We start from the raw sequence: 22397 nt of genomic DNA on the forward strand, positions 1-22397 counted from the left end.
TTTATCAACATAATGTGGATAAGTAGGTTACTTCTTTATATTTCAATAAGTTATGTTTTTATAACTTGTTTATATTCTCAGTCTGATATTGTAGAATGGAGCGAAATGTCGGTAGATGATGAAAATCTGTCATCATGGATGGAACAATACGAAGAATTGTCCGAAATAGCCGAAAATCCGTTCAATTTTAACACTTTGACGAAAGAGCAGCTTGAACAGTTACCTTTTCTCTCAGACAAGATGATTGAAAACATACTTTATTATGTTTATAAGTACGGTCCTGTGGTAAGTAAAAATGAATTGTTGGGAGTGGAAGGAATGGACTGGCAGACAAGGAAGTTTCTTGAGCATTTCATCTACATAGGTCCGGCTAAGGATGAAGAAGAGAAGTTCAGTTTCAAACGTATGATGAAATATAACCGGCAGGAATTAACAACACGTGTTGATATCCCGTTAAATCAGAAAGCAGGATATGCTGACTATCCTGAGAATGTGCTTATTGACAGTCCTAACAAGAAGTATTATGGCAGTTCGTTATATAATAACATGCGTTACAGATTTGAGTATAACAAACAGATTTATTTCGGAATTACTGCAGAGAAAGATTCTGGCGAACCTTTCTTCAGACTTTATAACAGGAAGGGATATGACTTTTATTCAGCTTATCTTTATTTGCAGAATATTGGTCGGTTCAAGTCTGTGGCTTTAGGTAATTATAAGGTATCATTTGGATACGGACTTGTTATGAACATGGGTTTCAGTATGGGGAAATATACTTCATCTTCATCGCTGCGGCGTACCGGACAGGGAATTTCAAAATACACTTCTACTGGAGAATATAATTATCTTCAGGGAATAGCTGCTACTTATAAACTTTCGAAAAGATGGGATGCGACGCTTTTCTATTCGTTCAGAAATATGGATGCACGTGTTGAAAACCAGTTCATAAGGTCGTTGAAAACTGATGGATATCATAGACTGTATAAGGATATGGAAAAGAGAAATACTATATATAATCATGTGATAGGCAGTAACTTAACGTATAATGGAAAGAATGTTGAATATGGATTAACAGCTGTTTATAACTGTTTTAATAAAGTGTTGAATCCTGACTATCAGCCTTATAATCATTACTATCCGCGTGGAAAGGATTTTTTCAATGCCGGGGCATTCTATAAATTTTTCTTGAACAAACTTATGATTTCCGGAGAGACTGCTGTTGACAAATGTGGAGCAATCGCAACAATCAATTCTTTGTGTTATTCACCGACTGTTGATACAGATATAACACTTATCAACAGGTATTATGACAAAAAATATCAGAGTCTCTATGCAAATTCTTTTGGTGAAAACTCAAGGACTCAGAATGAAACTGGTGTTTATTTATGTCTGGAAACCAGTGCTATACGGAATATAAAGTTATTATGCTATGTTGATTACTTCTATTTTCCATGGAAAAGATATCGTGTGGATATGGCAGGTACATCGGGAATAGAGGGAGTTTGCCAGTTGAGTTATTCACATAGCAATTCACTGTCTATGTTGATAAAGTACAGTGTAAAAAACAAGGCTCAGAACTATTCTGCAGACGATGATGGGAAGTATGTTTTGCCATATATCCGTCATAGAGTAAGATATCAGGTGAATTATTCACTGAATGACAATAACTCTGTTAAAGTTCTGGCCGATTATACCAATACAGGATATTTAGGTCAGGAAACTGCAAACGGTTTCCTGCTTTCTGCTTCGGCCAATTTAAGCTATGGATCGTTTCCTGTGAAAGCATCCGTAAGCGGTGCATGGTTTTCAACAGATGATTATAACTCACGTGTATATCTTTATGAACCGGGATTGCTTTATGCCTTTTCCATGTCTTCGTTTTATGGAAAAGGAACAAGGACAGCATTGAAATTGCAGTATAATTACGGGAAATTCCTAATGCTTCAGGCTAAATTCGGATGGACACACTATACCGACAGAAATACCATCAGTTCAGGTACAGAAGAAATTCAGGGTAATAACAAGGCAGATATACAGTTTCAGTTGAGAATAAAATGGTAGCTGCATGTTGATAACGTACTGATATTTTCCTTATTTTTGCCGATAACTTAAAAACTATAAACTAATAAACTTAAAAACTAAAATAGAATATGTCAACAATAATATATCCTTCTCCTATTTTCGGACCTATACACAGCCGTCGTCTTGGAGTGTCATTGGGAATTAATCTTCTGCCTGCAGACGGTAAGTTCTGTTCTTTCGACTGTATTTATTGCGAGTGCGGTTATAATAAAGACCATCGTCCGAAAAAGAAACTTCCAACACGTGAAGAAGTAAAGACAGCTCTTGAAGCAAGGCTTATCGACATGAAAGCAAACGGACCATTTCCTGATGTGTTGACATTTGCCGGAAACGGTGAACCTACAGCTCATCCTCATTTTGCAGAAATCATAGACGATACGATTGAGCTTAGAGACAAGTATTTTCCACAGGCTAAAGTAAGCGTATTGAGCAATTCAACATTCATTCATAAACCGGAAGTCTTCAATGCCCTGATGAAAGTTGACAATAATATCCTGAAGCTTGATACGGTTAATATCGACTATATAAACACTGTTGATAAACCTGTTGGAAACTATGATCTGAACCGCATAATAGACTGTATGAAAGCATTTAACGGTCAGTTGATAATCCAGACCATGTTCCTGAAAGGAGCTACAGACGAAGGTGTGGATGTTGACAATACACATGATGATTATGTGCTTCCGTGGCTTGAAACGGTAAAACAGATTGCTCCGCGTCAGGTTATGATTTATACCATCGACCGTGAGACACCGGACACTCATCTTCAGAAAGCCACTCATGAGGAATTGGACAGAATATTACATCTGCTGGAAGATGCAGGAATAAAGGCTAGTGCTTCGTATTGATTTACGAAGCACTTTTTTTGTGAATATGGTTTATATAATTGGTGTATAATCTATTATTAATTATCTTTGTGCAAAGTACAAACCTTATTCAAAACCATTTATATGAAATTATTAATCACATTATCACTTTTAGCTTTTGGTGGAACATTGGTTTCCGCTCAGAAAATTCCTTCTGTCTATAAGCCTGTAAAAAAGGAAATATACCATAAAGGATGGATAGATTTCAACAAGAATGGTGTAAAGGATGTTTATGAAGATCCTTCTGCGCCACTTGACAGTCGTATTGAAGACCTTCTGAGCCAGATGACCATGGAAGAGAAAACATGTCAGATGGTAACTCTTTATGGTTACAAACGTGTACTAAAAGATGACCTTCCTACTCCGGAATGGAAAACTTCGTTGTGGAAAGACGGTATAGGTGCAATAGACGAGCATCTTAACGGTTTCCAGCAGTGGGGACTTCCTCCATCGGACAATCCTAACGTATGGCCGGCATCACGTCACGCATGGGCTTTGAACGAGGTACAACGGTTCTTTGTAGAAGAAACCAGACTTGGTATTCCTGTTGATTTCACTAACGAAGGTATCCGCGGAGTGGAGAGTTATCGTGCTACTAACTTCCCTACCCAACTCGGTATCGGACACACATGGAACAGAAATCTTGTGCGCCGTATAGGAGAAATAACCGGATATGAGGCACGCATGTTGGGATATACCAATGTTTATGCACCTATTCTTGATGTAGGTCGTGACCAGCGTTGGGGACGATACGAAGAGGTTTATGGTGAGTCACCGTATCTTGTTGCCGAACTAGGTATAGAGATGGTGAAAGGAATGCAAAAAGACTATCAGGTGGCAGCAACAGCAAAGCACTTTGTAGCTTACAGCAATAACAAGGGAGCACGTGAAGGTATGGCGCGAGTTGACCCTCAGATGCCGCCACGTGAAGTAGAGATGATACATGTATATCCTTTCAAGAGAGTGATTCAGGAAACCGGTTTGCTTGGTGTTATGAGCTCATATAATGATTACGACGGTATTCCGGTTCAAGGCAGTTATTATTGGCTCACAGAGCGTTTGCGTGGAGAAATGGGATTCCGTGGATATGTAGTTTCGGACAGTGATGCTGTGGAATATCTGTATACCAAACACGGGACTGCAAAAGATATGAAAGAGGCCGTGCGTCAGAGTGTTGAGGCTGGACTAAATGTCAGATGTACTTTCCGTTCTCCTGAATCGTATGTAAAACCATTAAGAGAACTTGTAAAAGAAGGAGGTATTAGCGAAGAGACTATCAATAACAGAGTACGTGATATATTAAGAGTAAAATTCCTAGTTGGATTGTTCGATTCGCCTTACCAGATGCAATTGGCAGAAGCTGACAAGGTTGTTGAAAACCCTGAACATGAAGCTCTGGCTCTTCAGGCATCCCGCGAAAGTATTGTACTTCTGAAGAACGATAATAATACTCTTCCTTTGGATATAAATAAAGTGAAGACTATATCTGTTTGTGGTCCTAATGCAAACGAAGAAGGTTATGCATTGACACACTATGGTCCTCTTGCAGTGGATGTTACTACAGTACTTGAGGGTATAAAGGATAAAGTTTCAGGAAAGGCCGAAGTGCTTTACACTAAAGGTTGCGACCTTGTTGACGCAAACTGGCCTGAGAGTGAAATCATAGACTATCCGCTTACTGCAGACGAGAAAAAGGAAATTGACATAGCTGTTGAAAACGCATTGAAATCTGATGTTGCTGTAGTTGTTTTGGGAGGAGGACAGCGTACATGCGGAGAGAACAAGTCGCGTACAAGTCTTGAACTTCCGGGACGTCAGTTGCAGTTACTTCAGGCTGTTCAAGCTACCGGAAAACCAGTTGTTCTTGTTTTAATAAACGGTCGTCCGCTATCTGTGAACTGGGCTGACAGGTTTGTTCCTGCAATCCTTGAAGCATGGTATCCTGGTTCAAAAGGTGGAACAGCAGTTGCTGATATATTGTTTGGCGATTATAATCCGGGTGGAAAGCTCACTGTAACATTCCCTAAAACTGTAGGACAGATACCGTTTAATTTCCCTGCAAAGCCTGCTTCGCAGGTTGATGGAGGAAAAAATCCAGGTCTCAAAGGAAATATGTCACGCATCAATGGTCCGCTTTATCCATTCGGTTATGGTTTAAGTTATACTACTTTCGAATATTCTGATATACAGATAAGCCCTAAGGTTATCACTCCAAAAGAGACTGCAACAGTAACTCTGAAAGTAAAAAACACCGGAAACATGGCAGGAGATGAGGTAGTACAGTTATATACACGAGATGTAGTGAGCAGTGTCACAACGTACGAAAAGAATCTTGCCGGTTTCGAACGTGTTCATTTGCAGCCGGGAGAAACAAAAGAAGTGAAATTTACTATCGACAGAAAGCATCTTGAACTTCTTGATGCAGATATGAAGTGGGTGGTAGAACCAGGAGAGTTTGTAGTAATGGCAGGAGCATCATCCGAGGATATCAGACAGTCTGTAGTGCTTAATGTAGAGGATTATCATACACGTAACGCACGTTTGGAAGCCGAGAAATCAGAAAAACCGGTATCGGCAAGCACAAATCCGGAAGATGTGATGAAAGTTTTGGATGGTGACAACACCACTTACTGGCAAGGAAACAAGGGTGATTATCTGACATTTGCACTGAAAGGAAATCCTAAGGTGGATGAAGTGTCGATAACTTTCGTGCGTGAGAATAATCTTCCTTCAACATTCGAAATACAGCTTTCAGGTGGTGGAGGACAGTTCCTAACAGTTTATAACGGAACAGTAACCGAATATGGTAAACCGATAACTTATACATTTAAGGGAACAACAGCCAGCGACCTGAGAATATTGCTTAACGATGACCGTGTGGGAGTGGCTGAAGTAAATATCGTAAGATAATAATAATCAAATAAATAAATAGCTGTTTAAACAGTATTTGAACACTGTTTAAACAGCTATTATTATATATAGTCATTAGCGTATCAATCGGCTTTACTCACTGTAACTTGTGTCTTTCCTGTAATAGAAGGCTTTATTATATTTAATCTGATACGATAAATATGTGTCATTTTCCAGTTTGATGTCAAATTCTTGTCATTGAGAGGAATAGTTTCTACAGTAGGCTTGAATACATCGTTATCAAATTTCATTTTTAGTGTGAAATCTGAATGTTTTAATAACAAACATCCATTCTTCACTTCCGGAGTACATACAGTCATGAAATTCAATATCTGCTGTGAGTTATCATTCAGTTTTTCTAATTTCCACTGGTCAGAAACTATAAATTCACGATTGCGTTTAAGAGTATAAGAACGGATCCAACTGGAAACTCCGGCTTCTTTAGGATATGCAGAAGCTATATCGGCACTGAAAAAAACATTCCTACCTTTGTCTGAAAATCTTACATCTTTTGCACGATATTGTTTTCCATCATGTTGGTCTAAACCATTTATTGTAGGAAGATTGTGATATCCTGACTGCATAGTCCATATTGAATAACGTTCGCTGCTAAATGTTTTCTTGGTATAAACTCCCACTCCAACATCTATTAAAACAGGCTTTCCATTAAAATACAACATACAACTACCTACGTCATTATGATTGTGAGGTACTCCATTATTGCTTCCATGTGCGGCAAAATAGAAACCTTTGTCAGATTGGCGTGAGTCTCTTGCTACTGCTAGTTGACTGTCTTCAAAATAATAAGAGAGTTCTTCAATAGAAGCGCCTTCACCATCCAGAATTTCTTGGGCATCCAATACATCATCCAGCAATCTGGCAAACAAGCTACCTGTGTGTAATTTGTTTTTCCAGTCATTATTACGTGCGAAATCGGAAGCAAATCCCATTAACTGTCTGTCGTTTATTCTTTTGCCATACAAATATACTGCTCCTGGACTTACAAAACATCTGGCAGCTGCATCTGAAAAGTTCACAAAATACTGGTCGTTTATATTTACTCTGCGTATATAGCTACCTATATTCTTTATTTTCTCATTCGAGAATATATTTACTTTACCTCCGGTTGCTCTATCCAGCAAATCAAGAAACTTTATCAGATTAGCTCCTGCATGGCCGAAATAAGATGGTCCTTCCTCGCATGCACCGTCTGGATTTTGTACATCAATATAATAATCAACAGAACGCATTAGCTGGAAAATATATTTTGCTTTGTCAGAAGGATCATTTTCCAGTAACAACACAGCTTGCAGCATGTTATAATTGATCCAGATATTCCAGTTGTTTACTTCTCTTCCTGTAAATCCCATCCACCAATAATCAGTGCGCGCGTAATAAGGATTTATCAATCGTTCATAAACTGTATTTTTTATTCTTTTGGCTATTAGAGGGCTGACTTTATCCAATTCCTCATGTAAAAAATAATATATCCAGGCCATTTGAGCTCCTATATCTGCAACTACAAGTTCTACTGTAGGTTCTTCAGGATCGGGAAGTCCGGACTGATCTTTCTGGAAATAGGCATGAGCAGAATGTACCCATGAAACTTCACACAGAAACCATGCACCATTTATAATGGCGTCTATGAAACGTCCTTTACCTTCCACCAATTCTGCTAAAAGAAGAGTATTAAGTGTCATCTGGTTTTTCCTGCCGGTCAGAATTTGTCCATTACGTTTATAAGCCAGATAGTCTGTCGCAAGATCAGGCTTCCATTGATATGACAAGGCCTTTTCACCTTCCTTGATAATGTTCTCGCGAATATCGGAAGGAATACGTCTGTCCCATTCCGAGCGGTCCTTATAAGAAGGATAATTTATCCACTGTTCAGTTGGCAGTAATGCTGTTTTCAGCTGTTCAATAGTGAGGCTGTTTTCCAGTAAGTTAGTTTCTTTCGCATTAATTCCGAAAGAACAACATAAAATACAAATAATTGAAAAGATAATTTTTTTCATATATTAGTCATAAAATTAAGTGATAGTATTTTTCCTACAGGTTTGTCAAATGCTTTTCCACAGTCTTTACAGACATATTCCCAGTGTTCCGTTCCCGGAGGAGACTCAGATAGCATGGTAATTCCTTCATTTTCAGGTGTACCTTTTATCACTCTTGTCTGAAATAATTTATAACATGTTATCAGTTTTACGGTTCTCATATAAGATTCAAGATTATTGTTCTTTACAAAGATATATAAAAACATATATTTTACTTTCGGTATAAAAGGAGATTTTTACATTTCTAATACAAATTCTTTCTCAAAAACTATTACTTAGACAATAAATTTCTATAACTTTAAACTCTGTGAGTGTATTATATAAAGTATGTTGATTAGAAAAAGTTTAGATTATATTCTTACTATGATTAGGAAAGTGTATTTGATTGTATTTATATTCCTTGCAATTGTGTCACTTAAACTGAATGCACAATATTTTCATAATCTTGATGTCAATAACGGTTTGTCCCAGCCTTCGGTTATGGCAATAGGTCAAGATACATTAGGAAGAATGTGGTTTGGAACGAGAGAGGGGTTGAATGTATATGATGGTGGTAGAATAACATCATATAAAGGCGAAGTGGATAATGGTGAAAATGGAAAGTTATGGATAGGTAATAGTGTGTCATATATAGTATCGGATAATCTTTCTGATAGAAGCAAGATATTTTTTATTTCAGATTTCTTCTTATATTCTTATGATGTGGAGTCGGACTTGTTCAGCAGGATTGATGCTGAAGGAGATGTGACAGCAATTACGGAATATGAAGGGAATATTCTATTTGCACAAAAAAATAATCTTTTCTTATATAATCTTCTGAGTAAAAAGAAATCAATCTTTAAGATTTTACCGGAGTATACACATATCAATGTGATTGATATAAATAAGGAAAATATGTATATAGGAACAACCAATGGCGTAATAATATCACCTGTTAAAGCTGTTTGGGAGGAACAATGTATTCTTGATGGAGAAGATATATATAGAATTTTTGAAGATTCGAGACATGATTTTTGGATTGGAACCAGAATGAAAGGACTTTATAGATTAAGTAATGATAATCTGGAGAAGGTTCCGTTGTGTCCGAATGGAGTAAACGGAATCATTGATCCTCAGATTCGTGAATTTGTGGAAGATGACGATGGGAATGTATGGTTTGGAACTTTTATGGGACTTCAGAAATATGATGCAAAAAATAAAATTTATTCTGCGGTGAATATTCCTCAATATGTAGGTGGATTGAATCATCCGTCAATATTTTCTCTTTATAAAGACCGCCAGGGAACAATATGGGCTGGCAGTTATTTTGGAGGAGTAAACTATTTTAATCCAACAAAAAACAGCGTAATACATTATGATTATCAGGCAAAAGAATTGTCAGGTCTATATTATTCCTATATAGGCGAAATGGTAATTGATAAAAACGACAATTTGTGGATAAGTACAGATGGTGGTGGAATAAGCTGTATAGATAGAAATTGGAAAATAGTAAAACAGTTTACTTCGCAATCATCCTCGCATGGAATTCCTCATAATAATATTAAGAGTCTGTGTTATGATGAGTCCAATAATATGCTTTATATAGGTACACATCTTGGTGGTCTGTCACGATATGATATCAATAAAGGTGTATTTTATAATTATATGACTGATAATAAATCATCATTGGATAATCCTGGTGAGATTATACATCACATAGAAAACTGGAAAAATGGAATAGTCATTTCTTCAAGAGAAGGAATTTTTTTTCTTGATACAAAACAGAATGTATTTAAAAAATATCCTGATTTTTTTGAAGAAACTTTGACTTTTGATATTGATGAGAATGATGTTTTTTATGCTACAAAAGGAAATGACATAATGGCTATATCCTTGAACGAACCTTATAAACGGCAAATAATAGAACTTCATATTCAGGGAGAAATATCACATATATTGTCTGCACAGAACCGACTGTACATTTCTACGCTCGGAAGCGGTTTACTGGTATATGACATATCAACAAAAAGACTTGAAACTTATACTAAGGATAATAGTAATCTTCCTAGTAATTATTGCTATGTGTCACAGTTAACATCAAATGGGAAACTAATGATTACTGGTGATAAAGGGATAACTATGTTTGATACAACCGGAAAAACATTTTCCACTATAAAACAGAATTATCTGAAAGCACCTATTATATGGGGATGCGGAATTTGTGTTGCACCCAATAATGTCATTTATGTAGGAGATACGAAAGGTATTACACGAGTGGAGGAATCGGACTTTCTGACTCCAATGCAACAGCAGCAACCGATATATTTTTCCGGTATTTACGTGAATAACAATCTTATTCATCCTTCGGAGAATGGAGGTATATTAAGCAAGATATTGGCTTTTACTCACGAATTAAAATTGTCTGCATCGGAAAATAATCTTATAATTGAGTTTGCAAGTTCCGATTATATTGATAGGCATGTACAGCAGATTTATGAATATAAACTTGAGGGATTCGATGATGCCTGGACTTCCACGGCAGTTCCTTTTGTTCGTTATACAAATCTTACTCCTGGAAAGTATGTATTGTGTGTACGTACTGGAGGTGAAAATGGAAAGAATGTAGCCAGACTTGATATCAATATTCAATCTCCATGGTATAACACCTGGTATGCATGGGTATTATATTTGATTACATTTACGAGTATAACGTGGTTAATTGTACGCTATAAGAATGAGAAGAAGAATCTTGCGTATTCACTTGAGAAAGAAAGATTTGAAAAACATCATATCGAACAGTTGAATCATGAGAAACTTGTATTCTTTACGAATGTCAGCCATGAATTCCGTACCCCATTAACACTGATAATAAGTCATATAGATACTTTATTGCAGATTCCTAATCTACAACCGGTTGTTTATAACAAGGTATTGAAATTAAAACAGAACGCGCAATACATGTATAGTCTGATATCTGACCTGTTGGATTTCAGGAAGTTTACACAGAATAAATATACCTTACATTTGGTGCAAAGGGATATTTGCTCTTTCGTAAAGGATATATTTTCTGTTTTTAGTGATTTTGCCGGACGTAAAGGATTAAAGTATGAATTCCATTCGGAAGTAGAGAATTTATTGTGCTGGTTTGATTCAAGTTTATTGGAAAAGGTTTTTTTCAATTTGCTTTCGAATGCACTTAAGTACACAGAAGAAGGGTGTGTGGAAATAAACATCACATCGTCTGGAGATAGTGTGGATATTTCCATACGTGATACAGGAAAAGGTATATCTGCCGAAGATTCTACGCGTATTTTCGAACGTTTTTACCAGATTGAAGACAAGAATGATGATTACACATCAACAGGTACTGGTATAGGACTAGCATTTACAAAAAGTATTGTTGAAAAACATCATGGTAAAATCCTGTTGGACAGTAAATTAGGTGAAGGTAGTATATTTACGGTGAGACTTCCATTAGGTGATTCAGAATATGTTAATGACCCGCACGTGCACTTTATAGAGGAGAATAGGGAAAACCTGGGTGAAATAAAGAATTATGTTGATATGGAGGTTGATACTGAGATAAGCAGACCTGATGATAATTCACTTCTGGAAGAAAATAATGAAGAGAAAAAATATAGTGTACTGATTGTAGAAGACAATGCTGAGTTGCTTAAGGTTCTTGATAATCTGTTTTCTCCATTTTATTTTGTTATAACAGCTGTCAATGGCAAAGAGGGATTGGATAAGGCTAACGAATATAAACCGGATCTTATCGTTTCAGATATAATGATGCCGGAGATGTCGGGCACAGAGATGTGTATGAGAATAAAGAATAATATTGATTTATGTCATATTCCAGTTATACTTCTTACTGCATTAAACACTGTAGAACAGAATATTGAGGGACTTAACAGAGGGGCCGACGATTATATATCGAAGCCGTTTAATTCAAATATCCTTCTAGCTAGAGCCAATAGTCTTGTTAGGAACAGATTGTTGATTCATAATCAGATACGTAAGAAACCGATAACTGAAGTAGATCTTACAAGTATAAATTTACTTGATCAGGATATTCTTAAAAGGACTTCCGAAGCTATTGAGGCACATATAGATGATACGGAATTCGACGTTCCGGAATTATGTAAGGAGATAGGTATCGGACGTTCGGTTCTTTACTCAAAATTTAAGGCTTTGACTGGTATGACACCAAATAATTTCATATTGAATTACAGATTGAAGTATGCTGCCGCAATGCTTCTTAAATATCCGGATTTGCCTGTAGCTGAAATAGGTGATAAATGTGGTTTCAGTTCGCCGGTTTATTTCAGCAGATGTTTTAAAAATCAGTATGGAGTTACTCCACAAGTTTATCGGAAAAATTCGACAAATAACGAAAAATAAAAAAAGCGCCTTGATAGGCGCTTTTTTTATTTAATATGCTATTACCATCCAGGATTCTGTCCGGCTGCAAGATCAGGATTCTTTTCACATTCTGATTGTGGGAATGGCCACAGATAATCTCTTTCTGCAACTACACGTGTGTAATAAGCTTTGTAAGCAGCAATACCATATACAGGACCTGCCAGAGTCTCAAGAAGTTTCCATCTCTTCATATCGCTGAAGCTATGACCTTCTGCCGCCAATTCTACTGCACGTTCGTGACGCAGGCGAGCGAATACTTCTTCCTGTGTATTGGCAGCCAAATCAGGATTACCGCTGTTGATACCAGGCATTTCTACACCTTTTCTTGCGCGTACCATATTGATATATTTCACAGCATTGTCTTTGTCAAATCCTGACTCTGAGAAAATATAACATTCGGCCAACATCAGATACACATCTGCCAGACGGATAAGTGGGAAGTTGATAGGAGTATCGGCACGGTTGTTTATAGCTCCGTCCATATCGTTTTCGGCAACAAACTTACGGAATGGATAGTACTCATAGTTTCCGTTTACACGGATGAATCCGTTTGTCTCATTACAGATACCGGTTTTCTTAGTCATTACGAATTCAGTATCTTTAGCCTTGTTGCTTACCCAACCTTTAAAATGAGTGTAAGGTAGTATTACCGTTGCAGCCATTCTAGGGTCGCGGTTTTCATACATGTTCAGCAATTCCTGTCTGTGTGGAGTGTACTGATCAATTTTCTTGTAGTCACTGGTAAGTGTTGAATAGAATATTTCCTCCCTCATAGGGTAAGTATTGTTGTTAACATCATTGTATGTTGGGAATCCGCTCCATCCGTATTCAGCTTCGGGATCAGTCCAGCTGAATTTTGAACCGTTTTTCCATTCATACGAGTCTACCAGATTTACAGAAGCCATTACATTGTTCCAGCAGCTTCCGAATGCGGCTCTTGTACCCATATAGAATGTGGTTGGCATACCGAAATCCTGTCCAATACCACCAATATTCTGTATTGCAAAAATCATTTCGCTACTTTCATCACCACCGGGTTTGAAAAGGTTTGCAAATGGATCTTCACCTTCTTCATACAGTTTATACTTTCCTATATATTTTGAGTCAGGTGTTTCACCAATCAATTCATTGAAACAAGTTTTTGCTTCATCATATCTTTTCGCATAAAGAAGTACTTTTCCTTTAAGTGCAAGTGCGGCTCCTGAAGTAGCTCTTCCTTTATTTACGTCGTCCCATTCCAAAGGCAAGTACTTTATACCCTCTTCAAGGTCTTCCAATATGAATTTTCTTACAGTTTCAATATCACTCTTTGGCTTGAGCATATTCATGAAATCGTTTGCAACGACAGTTGTTTCATCGTAGATAGGAACTCCACCCCAGAAATCCATAAGAGTAAAGTAATATAATGCACGCATGAACTTTGCTTCAGCCTTATACTGACTTGTCAGCTCTGGTGTCATATTACAATTGTCTATATTCTGCAAAACGATGTTGGCACGTGCGATTCCCTCATAAAGTTTCTGGAATTTATTGTTTACAAAACCTTCTGTGCTTGTATATGTACCTCTGGCGATAGTTGCGTATGAAGCAGGGTCGTAACCGCTACCAACACCTCCAAGGCAATCAAAACCAAACTGTCTGCCAAATACATCGTCGTCTTTCATCAGGGCATACACACCCATCATAGCCTGATCGGCATGTTTCTGGCTCTGGAAGAATGTACCGGAACTTAATTGATCTTCAGGATAAACATCCAAATCATAACATCCTGTTGTGAATGTCAACGAAGCAGCCAAAACTGCAATTAATTTATATTTTTTCATAATGATAAATCATAATTGGTTATAAAATACTATGTTAGAAAGATACATTAATACCTACTACCACATTTTTCATGGCCGGATATCCCAAAGTTCCTCCCAATTCAGGATCAAATCCTCTAAAGGAAGTAAATGTGAAGAAATTCTCCATACTTCCGTAAACACGGATACGTTCAAGAGAAGTTTTCTCTACGATTGATTTAGGCAAAGTGTATCCTAACTGTATGTTACGTATTTTCAGGAATGAAAGATCTTGCAGATAGAAATCACTCATCTGTTTGTTCTTTGTATTAGAATATTCAAGAAGTCTAGGATAAGTGGCATCAGTTCTTCCTTCGTACCAGCGTCCTTCAACCACTTCTTTATTCATTTGATAACCATAGCGTACAGAAGCTGTGTTTGCCAAATCATGCTGCCAGTAAGTCTTGGCTCCTGCCTGACCCTGGAAGAGAATTGAGAAATCAAATCCTTTGTAAGAGGCATTCATGTTAAGACCGAACTGGAACTTAGGGTTAGGACCGTCGCTTACTATTTCTCTATCATCCAGATTTATCAAACCGTCGCCGTTAGTATCCTTGTACAGGAAGTCACCTTTTTCAGGCTTGCCTGAAGAGAAGATTTCATTATCAGTAATGTCATTACCATATATCTGTTTGGCATTGTCAATGATTTGCTGTACTAATGCCAAATCTTCATCAGTCTGGATAATACGGTCTACTCTCAAAAGGTATTGTGAATTAATGGAATGTCCTTCCCAGATTACATTTGCTCCACTAATGCTCATACCACCTTTGTCTTTTCCTTTAAACTTGTTTACAATATTCTTCACATATGTAAAGTTACCGTTGATTCCGTATGAGAAATCACCTACCTTGTCCTGCCATCCTAAAGTAAATTCCACACCCTGGTTGGTTACGATTGCACTGTTCTGCTTTGGAATATCTGCAGATCCGTGTACCAAAGGAGCCGGAAGGTTGATAAGGATATCCTTAGTGCGTTTGTGGAAATAGTCAACAGTTCCTGTAAATCTGTTGTTGAAGAATCCGAAGTCAAGACCAACGTTTGTCATATAAGTTGATTCCCAAGTAAGGTTCGGATTGGCAAGTCTTGTCTGTATAAGACCCTGAACCAACAGATTGTTCAATGCATAGTTACTGTCTTTGATAGCGTATGTAGCAAGTGCGTCATAGTTTCCTACAGAGTTGTTACCTAATGAACCGTAAGAAACTCTGAGCTTCAAGTTGCTGAGTCCTTTGTCCATTGCATCTTTCATGAATTCTTCCTGGTCAATTCTCCATGCAAATGAACCTGAAGGGAAGTAACCTGTTCTCTTATTAGAGAGGAATCGTGAAGACTGGTCGGCACGAAGGTTTAATTCGAGCAGATATTTGTTATTCCAGTCAAGGTTTACACGTCCGAAGAAAGAACGCATAGCCCATTCGCTGCTTGAACCTGATGCGCTTGCATCTCCTGTAGCTCCGTTTATCACCCACAGACTGTAGTCGATAAGGTCATATTTAGTTGCCTGGAAGTTGTGTGAGTAATATTTTTCCTGGCTGGCACCAATCATGGCATTCAGTCCTAACTGGTCATTCACAAAACGGTTTTCATATCTGGCTACAACATCATTGAAATAGCGCTGTGTTTTACCGTCGTAATTCATGATGCTTGATTTGCCTTCTGTAGTACGTGTTATAACATCGTCTCTGAAGTTCCACTGTTCCAAAATTACAGGTTTGCGTTTTCTTTCTTCATCAACGAATTCGTATGAATAAGAACCTGTGATGCTGAATCCTTCGAATGGCTTTATTGTACCTACAAAACGTGTTCTTAAGTTGTGCTTTGCAATGTTACCAGCAACTCGGTTGAGACGTACAAGAGGATTATTTACGGCACTCTGTGCATCATCTTCAGGGTTGTTCATTGCACCGTATCTTCCGTCTGGAGCACGGAACACCATACCCGGTGTTGTAGCCGATGCATAAGTAAATACATCATCTACAGCTGTACCACTGCTAGTATATTTTGCGGCCGGATCCATGTTTGAAACATATCCGTTTATGTAAGCTCCTAATGTCAGCCAAGATCTGACGTCAGCTGTAACATTGAGTCGTCCGCTATATTTTTCAAATCCTGTGTTATCCATTACTCCAGGATTGTTTTCATATCCGAAAGAAGAATAGAATTTAACTTTCTCACTACCTCCGCTCATAGAGATCACATGATTGTGAGATACAGAATTCTTGAATGTATCATCCATGAAGTTTGAGTTAGGATAGCGCAAAGGGTCTTTTCCTTCATTGTCTCTCCATTCCTGAATTACACCGGAAGAGAACTTTTCATTCATTTTTGAATTTCTGTATCCTTCATTGATATATTCCATGTAGTCCGCATAATTTGATACAGGATCCATAGAACCAGGAATAGAAGGAGATGTAAATGACACGTATCCGTTGTAATCAAGTTTGACTTTACCTGATTTACCCTGTTTTGTAGTAATCAAGATGACACCGTTTGCTGCACGGGAACCGTAGATTGCAGAAGAAGCGGCATCTTTCAGGACAGTCATTGATTCAATATCCTGTGGATTGACTGTGTTTATACCGGCTTCTGCTCCATCAATGATAACAAGAGGGGATGAATCATTAAGTGTACCTTGACCACGCACCTTGATAGATGCATTATCATTACCAGGCTGATTGCTGGACATCTGTACGTTAACTCCGGCTGCAAGACCCGCAAGTGCATGTGATACGTTAGTGATAGGACGGCTTTCTGTCAGCTCGCTTACATTAATAGTAGAAAGAGATCCTGACAAGTTCACCTTCTTTTGTGTACCGTATCCTACAACAACAACTTCTTCCAAAGTCTTAGAGTCTTCTTTAAGGTTAACAGTTATATCGTTTGTAGTAGAAGTAACCTTAATTTCCTGAGTGTTGAAACCAATGTAGGAAATCTGAAGTACACACTCTGTTGGAACATTTAATGTAAAGTTTCCGTCTATGTCGGTAATTGTTCCATTTGTAGTTCCCTTAACCAATACGTTTGCACCGATAATTGGTTCGCCTGTTGCATCGAGAACTTTACCATTAATAGTTTTTTGTTGTAAGATACTTTCTATAGCATCGGCATGAGGTGAAGATGATTCATTTGCTGCTACAACCATGCCTGATGCAAAAAAAGCTAAAGACGCTCCTGCTAAAAATCTAACCATGGAGCTTGAATAATTCTTAGCACTTTCCATAAGTATAAGTTTAAGTTTATAAATCAATACTTCGCAAAGATTGTTGCTTTTTGTGAATATTGTTATAAAAATTGTCCGATAAATATATAAAAATTGTCCGAAAATGTCTTTGGAAGATTTTTATATTGATTGTTTTATTTCACTCTTTTAAGCATAATTTATTGATATATAGAGTGTTAGTTTCAAGGGTGATTACTTCTCATGTCAAAAACTATAGAAAATAAAGAATTATTGTGTTTTAAAGTTCTCTTAAGATATTAATGATTAACATTTATACAATTTATACACTTACAATGTACAATATTGCTATTCGGTTTTATTATAAAAATATAATATTGCATTGTTAATTATAAACAACTAATATAATGAAAACAAAAAGTATTTTTTCTTTAATCGTATTGTTTTTTCTTTCATGTATTAATGTAGCAGCCTATACAGAAAGAAATTATCTCCAGAATGTAGTATCGCAGGAAAATCTTGCAAATTGTCTTGTCCTGAACCAGAAATGGGTTACTTATCCTTCCTATAACGACCGTGAGGGGTGGAACCGTTTTTTAGGAGAATATAAAGATGAGATAATAAAGAATGGTGAAGCTCTTTTGGATTATACTTGGAAGGTTGTGAGGGCTACAGATTATCTGGAATTTGAGAGAAGTGGGAACAGAGTGGTTATGGAGCGTCCTTTTAATGATAATAATCAGGCTATAGTAAAACTGATGCTTGCCGAACTAGCAGAAGGAAAAGGCCGATTTGTGGATCAGCTGATAAACGGTGTGTTTCATACTTGCGAGATGACATCATGGGCATTGTCTGCTCATCTGATTACTCAACCCACTCATCGTGCTTTGCCTACTCCTACTTATCCGCTGATTGATCTGACAGCAGGAGATTTGGGAGGTCTTCTATCGTGGGTATATTATTTTATGCATGATGAATTCGATAAGGTTGATCCTGAAATATCCCGTAGATTATATAATGAGTTGGATGAAAGAATCATGAAACCTTATCTTGAGAATGACAGTTTCTGGTGGATGGCCGTGAACTATAATGGACAAATGCTCAATAACTGGAATCCATGGTGCAACAGCAATTGTCTTATGACGTTTATGTTGCTTGAAAATGATCCGGACAGACTTTCAAAAGCTGTTTATCGCAGCATGCAGTCTGTTGATAAGTTCCTGAATTATGTTCATTCCGACGGAGCTTGTGAAGAAGGACCGTCCTATTGGGGACATGCTCCTGGCAAATGCCTTGATTATCTTGTTCTGCTTGATTGGATTACCGGGGGAAAAGTTTCAATTTTTGATAATCCTCAAATCAAGGCCATGGGTGAATATATAGCCAGGAGCTATGTAGGAAATGGTTGGGTTGTTAACTTTGCAGATGCCTCTGCCAAAGGAGGTGGAGATCCTTTTCTTATTTTCAGATACGGAAAGGCTGTTGACAGTGATCTGATGAAACAGTTTGCTGCCATGTTGAATAATGGCCGCAAGATTTCTTTTGCCGGGCGTGATTTGTTCAGAATATTTGAGTCTTTTATTATAAACAAGGATTTGTCTGAATATCAACAGGAATATACAGGCGACCGTTATACATGGTATCCTGAAACTGAATTCTATTATGTAAGAAACAACAAGGCTTTTCTGGCTGCAAAGGGTGGATATAACGATGAGAGTCATAATCATAATGATGCCGGAAGTTTCTCTTTATGGGTAAACGATATGCCGATTATGATTGATGCAGGTGTAGGAACATATACACGACAGACATTCAGCAGCGAGAGATATACAATATGGACTATGCAGAGTAATTATCATAATCTTCCTATTATTAATGGCATACCTCAGAAAAACGGCCGCAAATATAAGGCTACGGATGTGAAGGCTTCCCGAAAAGGATTCTCTGCAAATATTGCAACCGCTTATCCTGAAGAGGCAGGTGTGAAAACATGGATCAGGTCGTACGAGATGAAATCCGGTGAGCTGACTGTAAACGACCGCTTCGAACTAGATGAGGTTAAATCGGAAAACATTATTAACTTCCTGACATGGGGTGATGTGGTTATAAAAGACGGAAAAGTGGAAATATCAGTGAATGGAGTAAAGGCTCAGGTTAAATATGACAATAGAAAGTTCGATGTGAAAAAAGAATCTGTCAAGCTTACTGATAAAAAACTAAGCAACGTATGGGGAGACGAGATTTACAGACTTTCATTTATAGCAAAAGATAAAAAGATAAAGGACAGTTACATTTTTAAAATTATTTATTAAGTATAAACTTTAAATTTATTCGTGGGTTATGAAAAAATTTAGTTTTTTATTGAGTTCTTGTGTGATGGCCGTGGCTTGTACCATTGGAGGTTGTACGGATAAACCTGAAAGAGTGGAAAAAACATGGTCGGAGCAGTCGGTAGAGAATGCCTATAATCAGATTAAACTTGAGATTGATACGATTGAGGCAAGTGGTAAAATATTGAATCCTGTGACATTGAAAAAAAACGGAGAAGTATATTATTGTGGATATGCAGACTGGAGAAGCGGATTTTTTCCGGGAAGTGTGTGGTATCTTTATGAACTGACAGGCGACAATACTCTTCTTCCTCTGGCACAGAAATATACCGAGGCATTGGATGAGGCAAAGAATCTTACATGGCATCATGACATTGGCTTTATAATTAACTGCAGTTATGGAAACGGACTCAGACTTTCCGGAAAAAACGGATATAAAGATGTGATGATTGAAGCAGCCAAATCATTATGTACACGTTTCAGAGAAAAACCCGGAACCATACAGAGCTGGAATGTGACAGGAAACAGTTGGCAGGCACAGAGAGGATGGGAATGTCCGGTTATAATAGATAATATGATGAATCTTGAGCTTCTGTTTGAGGCAACAGAATTGTCTGGCGATTCTACTTTCTATAAGGTAGCTGTTTCGCATGCCGACAGGACAATGAAGGAGCAGTTCCGTCCTGATGGAAGCTGCTATCACGTGATTGATTACAGTATTTCTGATGGCAGCGTAAGACATCGCCACACGGCTCAGGGATATTCTCATGAATCCGCTTGGTCGCGAGGACAGGCTTGGGCTATTTATGGATATACAATGTGCTACAGATATACAGGCGACAAGAAATATCTGGAACAGGCTATAAAGACATTCAATTTTATGAAAGATCATCCTAGGATGCCTGAAGACCTTGTTCCTTACTGGGATATGGATGCGCCGAATATTCCAAACGAGCCAAGAGATGCATCTTCAGCTTCTGTTATTGCTTCTGCGCTTTATGAATTGAGTACATACGATAATCAGTTCGACTATAGGGGATATGCCGATAAAATAATGAAGAGTCTTTCTTCAGAGAACTATACAGCAAAATTGGGAGAGAACGGACGCTTCGTACTTATGCATTCAGTGGGAAGCATACCTCACAACAGTGAAATTGATGTTCCACTGAATTATGCCGATTATTACTATCTGGAGGCTTTAAAACGGAAAATGGACTTGGAAAAGGTAGGTAAATCTCTATCTGAAAAAGAATAAAAGCTGATAATAATTAAAGTGAGTTGGAAATAATCCCGTCATTGACATAAATTTAGTCAATGGCGGGATTTTTGGTAATTTAATTGTTTTTTTATTAAAAAATATCTTATATTTGGAGTGCTATTGTTTAACCACAAAAAAATAACTATGAAACATGTACTTAAAAAAATCATTAATTTGTCTTTAATGACAATGTTATTGTTCTCTTATTCATGCGCTAGTGATGAATACATAGAAAATGCTCCTACTAAAGTCAAAGAAAAAACATTAATGGTTAAGATGTCTGTTAATGAAGCAAATGCTGTAAAAATTAAAAAAATAGGAAGTTCTGAAATTTCAGAAAAAGAAGCTATTGCTTTAGTTCGTGATAGATTTATGAATAAAAACAAATCTTTAGTAGTCAATTCATGTAAGAAAGTAAGCTTACCTGGTATTCAAACGAGAAATTCTGAAGAAAAAACAGGATACTATGTAGTAGAATTTGGCTCAGAAGGTAATGAAGGCTTCTCTATAGTATCTGCAGACAGACGAGTAGAAGAGGTTTTTGCTTTTTCTGAATCAGGTTCTTTGAATGATACAGTTTACAATGAGGGCTTAAAATTGTTTTGTAATAGATTACCTCATTACATAAAAAATAAAATAAATAATTTTAATACTGATTCATTGTACAATGCTGTTGTTTCACGTATACCTAAAAGTAGAATTAATTGGATAGATGATGGATGTGTTCATTATTATTATGCCCAATATGGCTTTATACCAGATCCGGATTTTGTATATATGGGAGAAGAAACTCAAGGTTCAGAGTCTCAGCATGGAATTATTTTGACTACAAAATGGTCACAAACTTATCCATATAATAACAAACTACCATATGTATCGAATGATAAAAGAGCTTATGTAGGTTGTGCAATTGTTGCTATGTTACAGATTATGGCATATCATAAAGTTAACTATGGAACTGTAACAACATCAGATTGGATAAATTTTACACAAACATCACAATGTTATGATGAAGAATTGCAGGATTGTATTCTTTCAATTTTCAATAATATTCCAAATAAAGATGTTACTATTGGTGGAACAGGTATTTCTGCTGAAAAAATTAGAGACTTTTTAAATAATAATGGATATGTGGCTGATTTAATGGATTATGATTCTAATAAAATGAGATATCCAGCATATGTCCGTGGTACAGATAGGATAGATGGAGAAGGACATGCATGGGTTGTTGATAGTGAAATGATTTCTCATTATATAACTTATGACAAGTATGAAAAGGATGATGGTTATGATATTTGGCGAATATATGTAGAAAAACAAGAGAATTTTGGTCCTCTTTATGTTCATTGTAATTGGGGTTGGGGAGGCTCAAGCGATGGTTGGTATAAAAATGAGGTTTTCTCAAAATCAAATGCTTTTGATTATTCTATTAATTTAAGACTTATAAATGTGAAACCACGAAATTAAATGT

Annotated in this window: 11 protein-coding genes; 7 read left to right on the forward strand and 4 right to left on the reverse strand. The window is 37.1% G+C overall.

Annotation, left to right across the window (positions count from 1 at the left end):
* Nucleotides 1–12 precede the first annotated feature (12 nt).
* The 3 genes from NW213_RS15465 to NW213_RS15475 all read left to right on the forward strand — a co-directional run bounded on the left by NW213_RS15465 (nt 13) and on the right by NW213_RS15475 (nt 5858).
* Nucleotides 13–2061, forward strand: coding sequence for a helix-hairpin-helix domain-containing protein (locus NW213_RS15465; RefSeq protein WP_375338165.1), 2049 nt, complete (start codon nt 13–15; stop codon nt 2059–2061).
* 89 nt (nt 2062–2150) lie between these two features.
* On the forward strand, nt 2151–2930 hold the full coding sequence (locus NW213_RS15470) for a radical SAM protein (protein WP_258323341.1): 780 nt from the start codon (nt 2151–2153) through the stop codon (nt 2928–2930).
* Nucleotides 2931–3032: 102 nt separating this feature from the next.
* Nucleotides 3033–5858: a beta-glucosidase gene (locus tag NW213_RS15475; protein WP_258323342.1), complete on the forward strand. Its 2826-nt coding sequence runs from the start codon at nt 3033–3035 to the stop codon at nt 5856–5858.
* Between the two features lie 83 nt (nt 5859–5941).
* Here the strand turns inward: NW213_RS15475 and NW213_RS15480 are convergent, their stop codons facing one another.
* Nucleotides 5942–7873, reverse strand: a complete 1932-nt coding sequence (locus tag NW213_RS15480) for a heparinase II/III family protein (RefSeq protein WP_154044905.1) — start codon at nt 7871–7873, stop codon at nt 5942–5944.
* Complete coding sequence (locus tag NW213_RS15485) at nt 7870–8073, reverse strand: hypothetical protein (RefSeq protein WP_154044906.1); 204 nt, start codon at nt 8071–8073, stop codon at nt 7870–7872. Before NW213_RS15485 ends, NW213_RS15480 begins: the two co-directional genes overlap by 4 nt.
* A 166-nt stretch (nt 8074–8239) precedes the next feature.
* On the opposite strand from NW213_RS15485, the gene NW213_RS15490 reads away from it, so the two are divergent.
* Nucleotides 8240–12295 carry a hybrid sensor histidine kinase/response regulator transcription factor gene (locus NW213_RS15490; RefSeq protein ID WP_258323343.1) on the forward strand — a complete coding sequence of 1352 codons (4056 nt, stop codon included), beginning with the start codon at nt 8240–8242 and terminating at the stop codon, nt 12293–12295.
* Between the two features lie 41 nt (nt 12296–12336).
* Here NW213_RS15490 and NW213_RS15495 read toward each other — a convergent pair whose 3' ends face one another.
* Nucleotides 12337–14139: a RagB/SusD family nutrient uptake outer membrane protein gene (locus NW213_RS15495; RefSeq protein ID WP_154044907.1), complete on the reverse strand. Its 1803-nt coding sequence runs from the start codon at nt 14137–14139 to the stop codon at nt 12337–12339.
* 34 nt (nt 14140–14173) lie between these two features.
* Nucleotides 14174–17380 carry a TonB-dependent receptor gene (locus NW213_RS15500; protein ID WP_258323344.1) on the reverse strand — a complete coding sequence of 1069 codons (3207 nt, stop codon included), beginning with the start codon at nt 17378–17380 and terminating at the stop codon, nt 14174–14176.
* A gap of 365 nt (nt 17381–17745) precedes the next feature.
* On the opposite strand from NW213_RS15500, the gene NW213_RS15505 reads away from it, so the two are divergent.
* From NW213_RS15505 to NW213_RS15515, 3 genes are all read left to right on the forward strand, one after another.
* A complete protein-coding gene (locus NW213_RS15505) occupies nt 17746–19650 on the forward strand; it encodes a heparinase II/III family protein (protein ID WP_154044909.1) in 1905 nt (634 codons plus the stop codon).
* 28 nt (nt 19651–19678) lie between these two features.
* Nucleotides 19679–20923 carry a glycoside hydrolase family 88 protein gene (locus NW213_RS15510; protein ID WP_375338166.1) on the forward strand — a complete coding sequence of 415 codons (1245 nt, stop codon included), beginning with the start codon at nt 19679–19681 and terminating at the stop codon, nt 20921–20923.
* A 147-nt stretch (nt 20924–21070) separates the two neighbouring features.
* A complete protein-coding gene (locus NW213_RS15515) occupies nt 21071–22393 on the forward strand; it encodes a C10 family peptidase (protein ID WP_154044910.1) in 1323 nt (440 codons plus the stop codon).
* The last annotated feature ends 4 nt before the right edge of the window (nt 22394–22397 follow it).

It is taken from the genome of Bacteroides sp. ET336 (assembly GCF_024733815.1).
Classification (GTDB): Bacteria; Bacteroidota; Bacteroidia; order Bacteroidales; family Bacteroidaceae; genus Phocaeicola; species Phocaeicola cellulolyticus.

What these genes read in the sequence shown, in the direction of transcription:
- NW213_RS15510 (WP_375338166.1), top strand. Translation starts at nt 19,679, where the DNA reads ATGAAAAAATTTAGTTTTTTATTGAGTTCTTGTGTGATGGCCGTGGCT.
- NW213_RS15480 (WP_154044905.1), bottom strand. Translation starts at nt 7,873, where the DNA reads ATGAAAAAAATTATCTTTTCAATTATTTGTATTTTATGTTGTTCTTTC.
- NW213_RS15490 (WP_258323343.1), top strand. Translation starts at nt 8,240, where the DNA reads ATGTTGATTAGAAAAAGTTTAGATTATATTCTTACTATGATTAGGAAA.
- NW213_RS15485 (WP_154044906.1), bottom strand. Translation starts at nt 8,073, where the DNA reads ATGAGAACCGTAAAACTGATAACATGTTATAAATTATTTCAGACAAGA.
- NW213_RS15500 (WP_258323344.1), bottom strand. Translation starts at nt 17,380, where the DNA reads ATGGAAAGTGCTAAGAATTATTCAAGCTCCATGGTTAGATTTTTAGCA.
- NW213_RS15465 (WP_375338165.1), top strand. Translation starts at nt 13, where the DNA reads ATGTGGATAAGTAGGTTACTTCTTTATATTTCAATAAGTTATGTTTTT.
- NW213_RS15475 (WP_258323342.1), top strand. Translation starts at nt 3,033, where the DNA reads ATGAAATTATTAATCACATTATCACTTTTAGCTTTTGGTGGAACATTG.
- NW213_RS15515 (WP_154044910.1), top strand. Translation starts at nt 21,071, where the DNA reads ATGAAACATGTACTTAAAAAAATCATTAATTTGTCTTTAATGACAATG.
- NW213_RS15505 (WP_154044909.1), top strand. Translation starts at nt 17,746, where the DNA reads ATGAAAACAAAAAGTATTTTTTCTTTAATCGTATTGTTTTTTCTTTCA.
- NW213_RS15495 (WP_154044907.1), bottom strand. Translation starts at nt 14,139, where the DNA reads ATGAAAAAATATAAATTAATTGCAGTTTTGGCTGCTTCGTTGACATTC.
- NW213_RS15470 (WP_258323341.1), top strand. Translation starts at nt 2,151, where the DNA reads ATGTCAACAATAATATATCCTTCTCCTATTTTCGGACCTATACACAGC.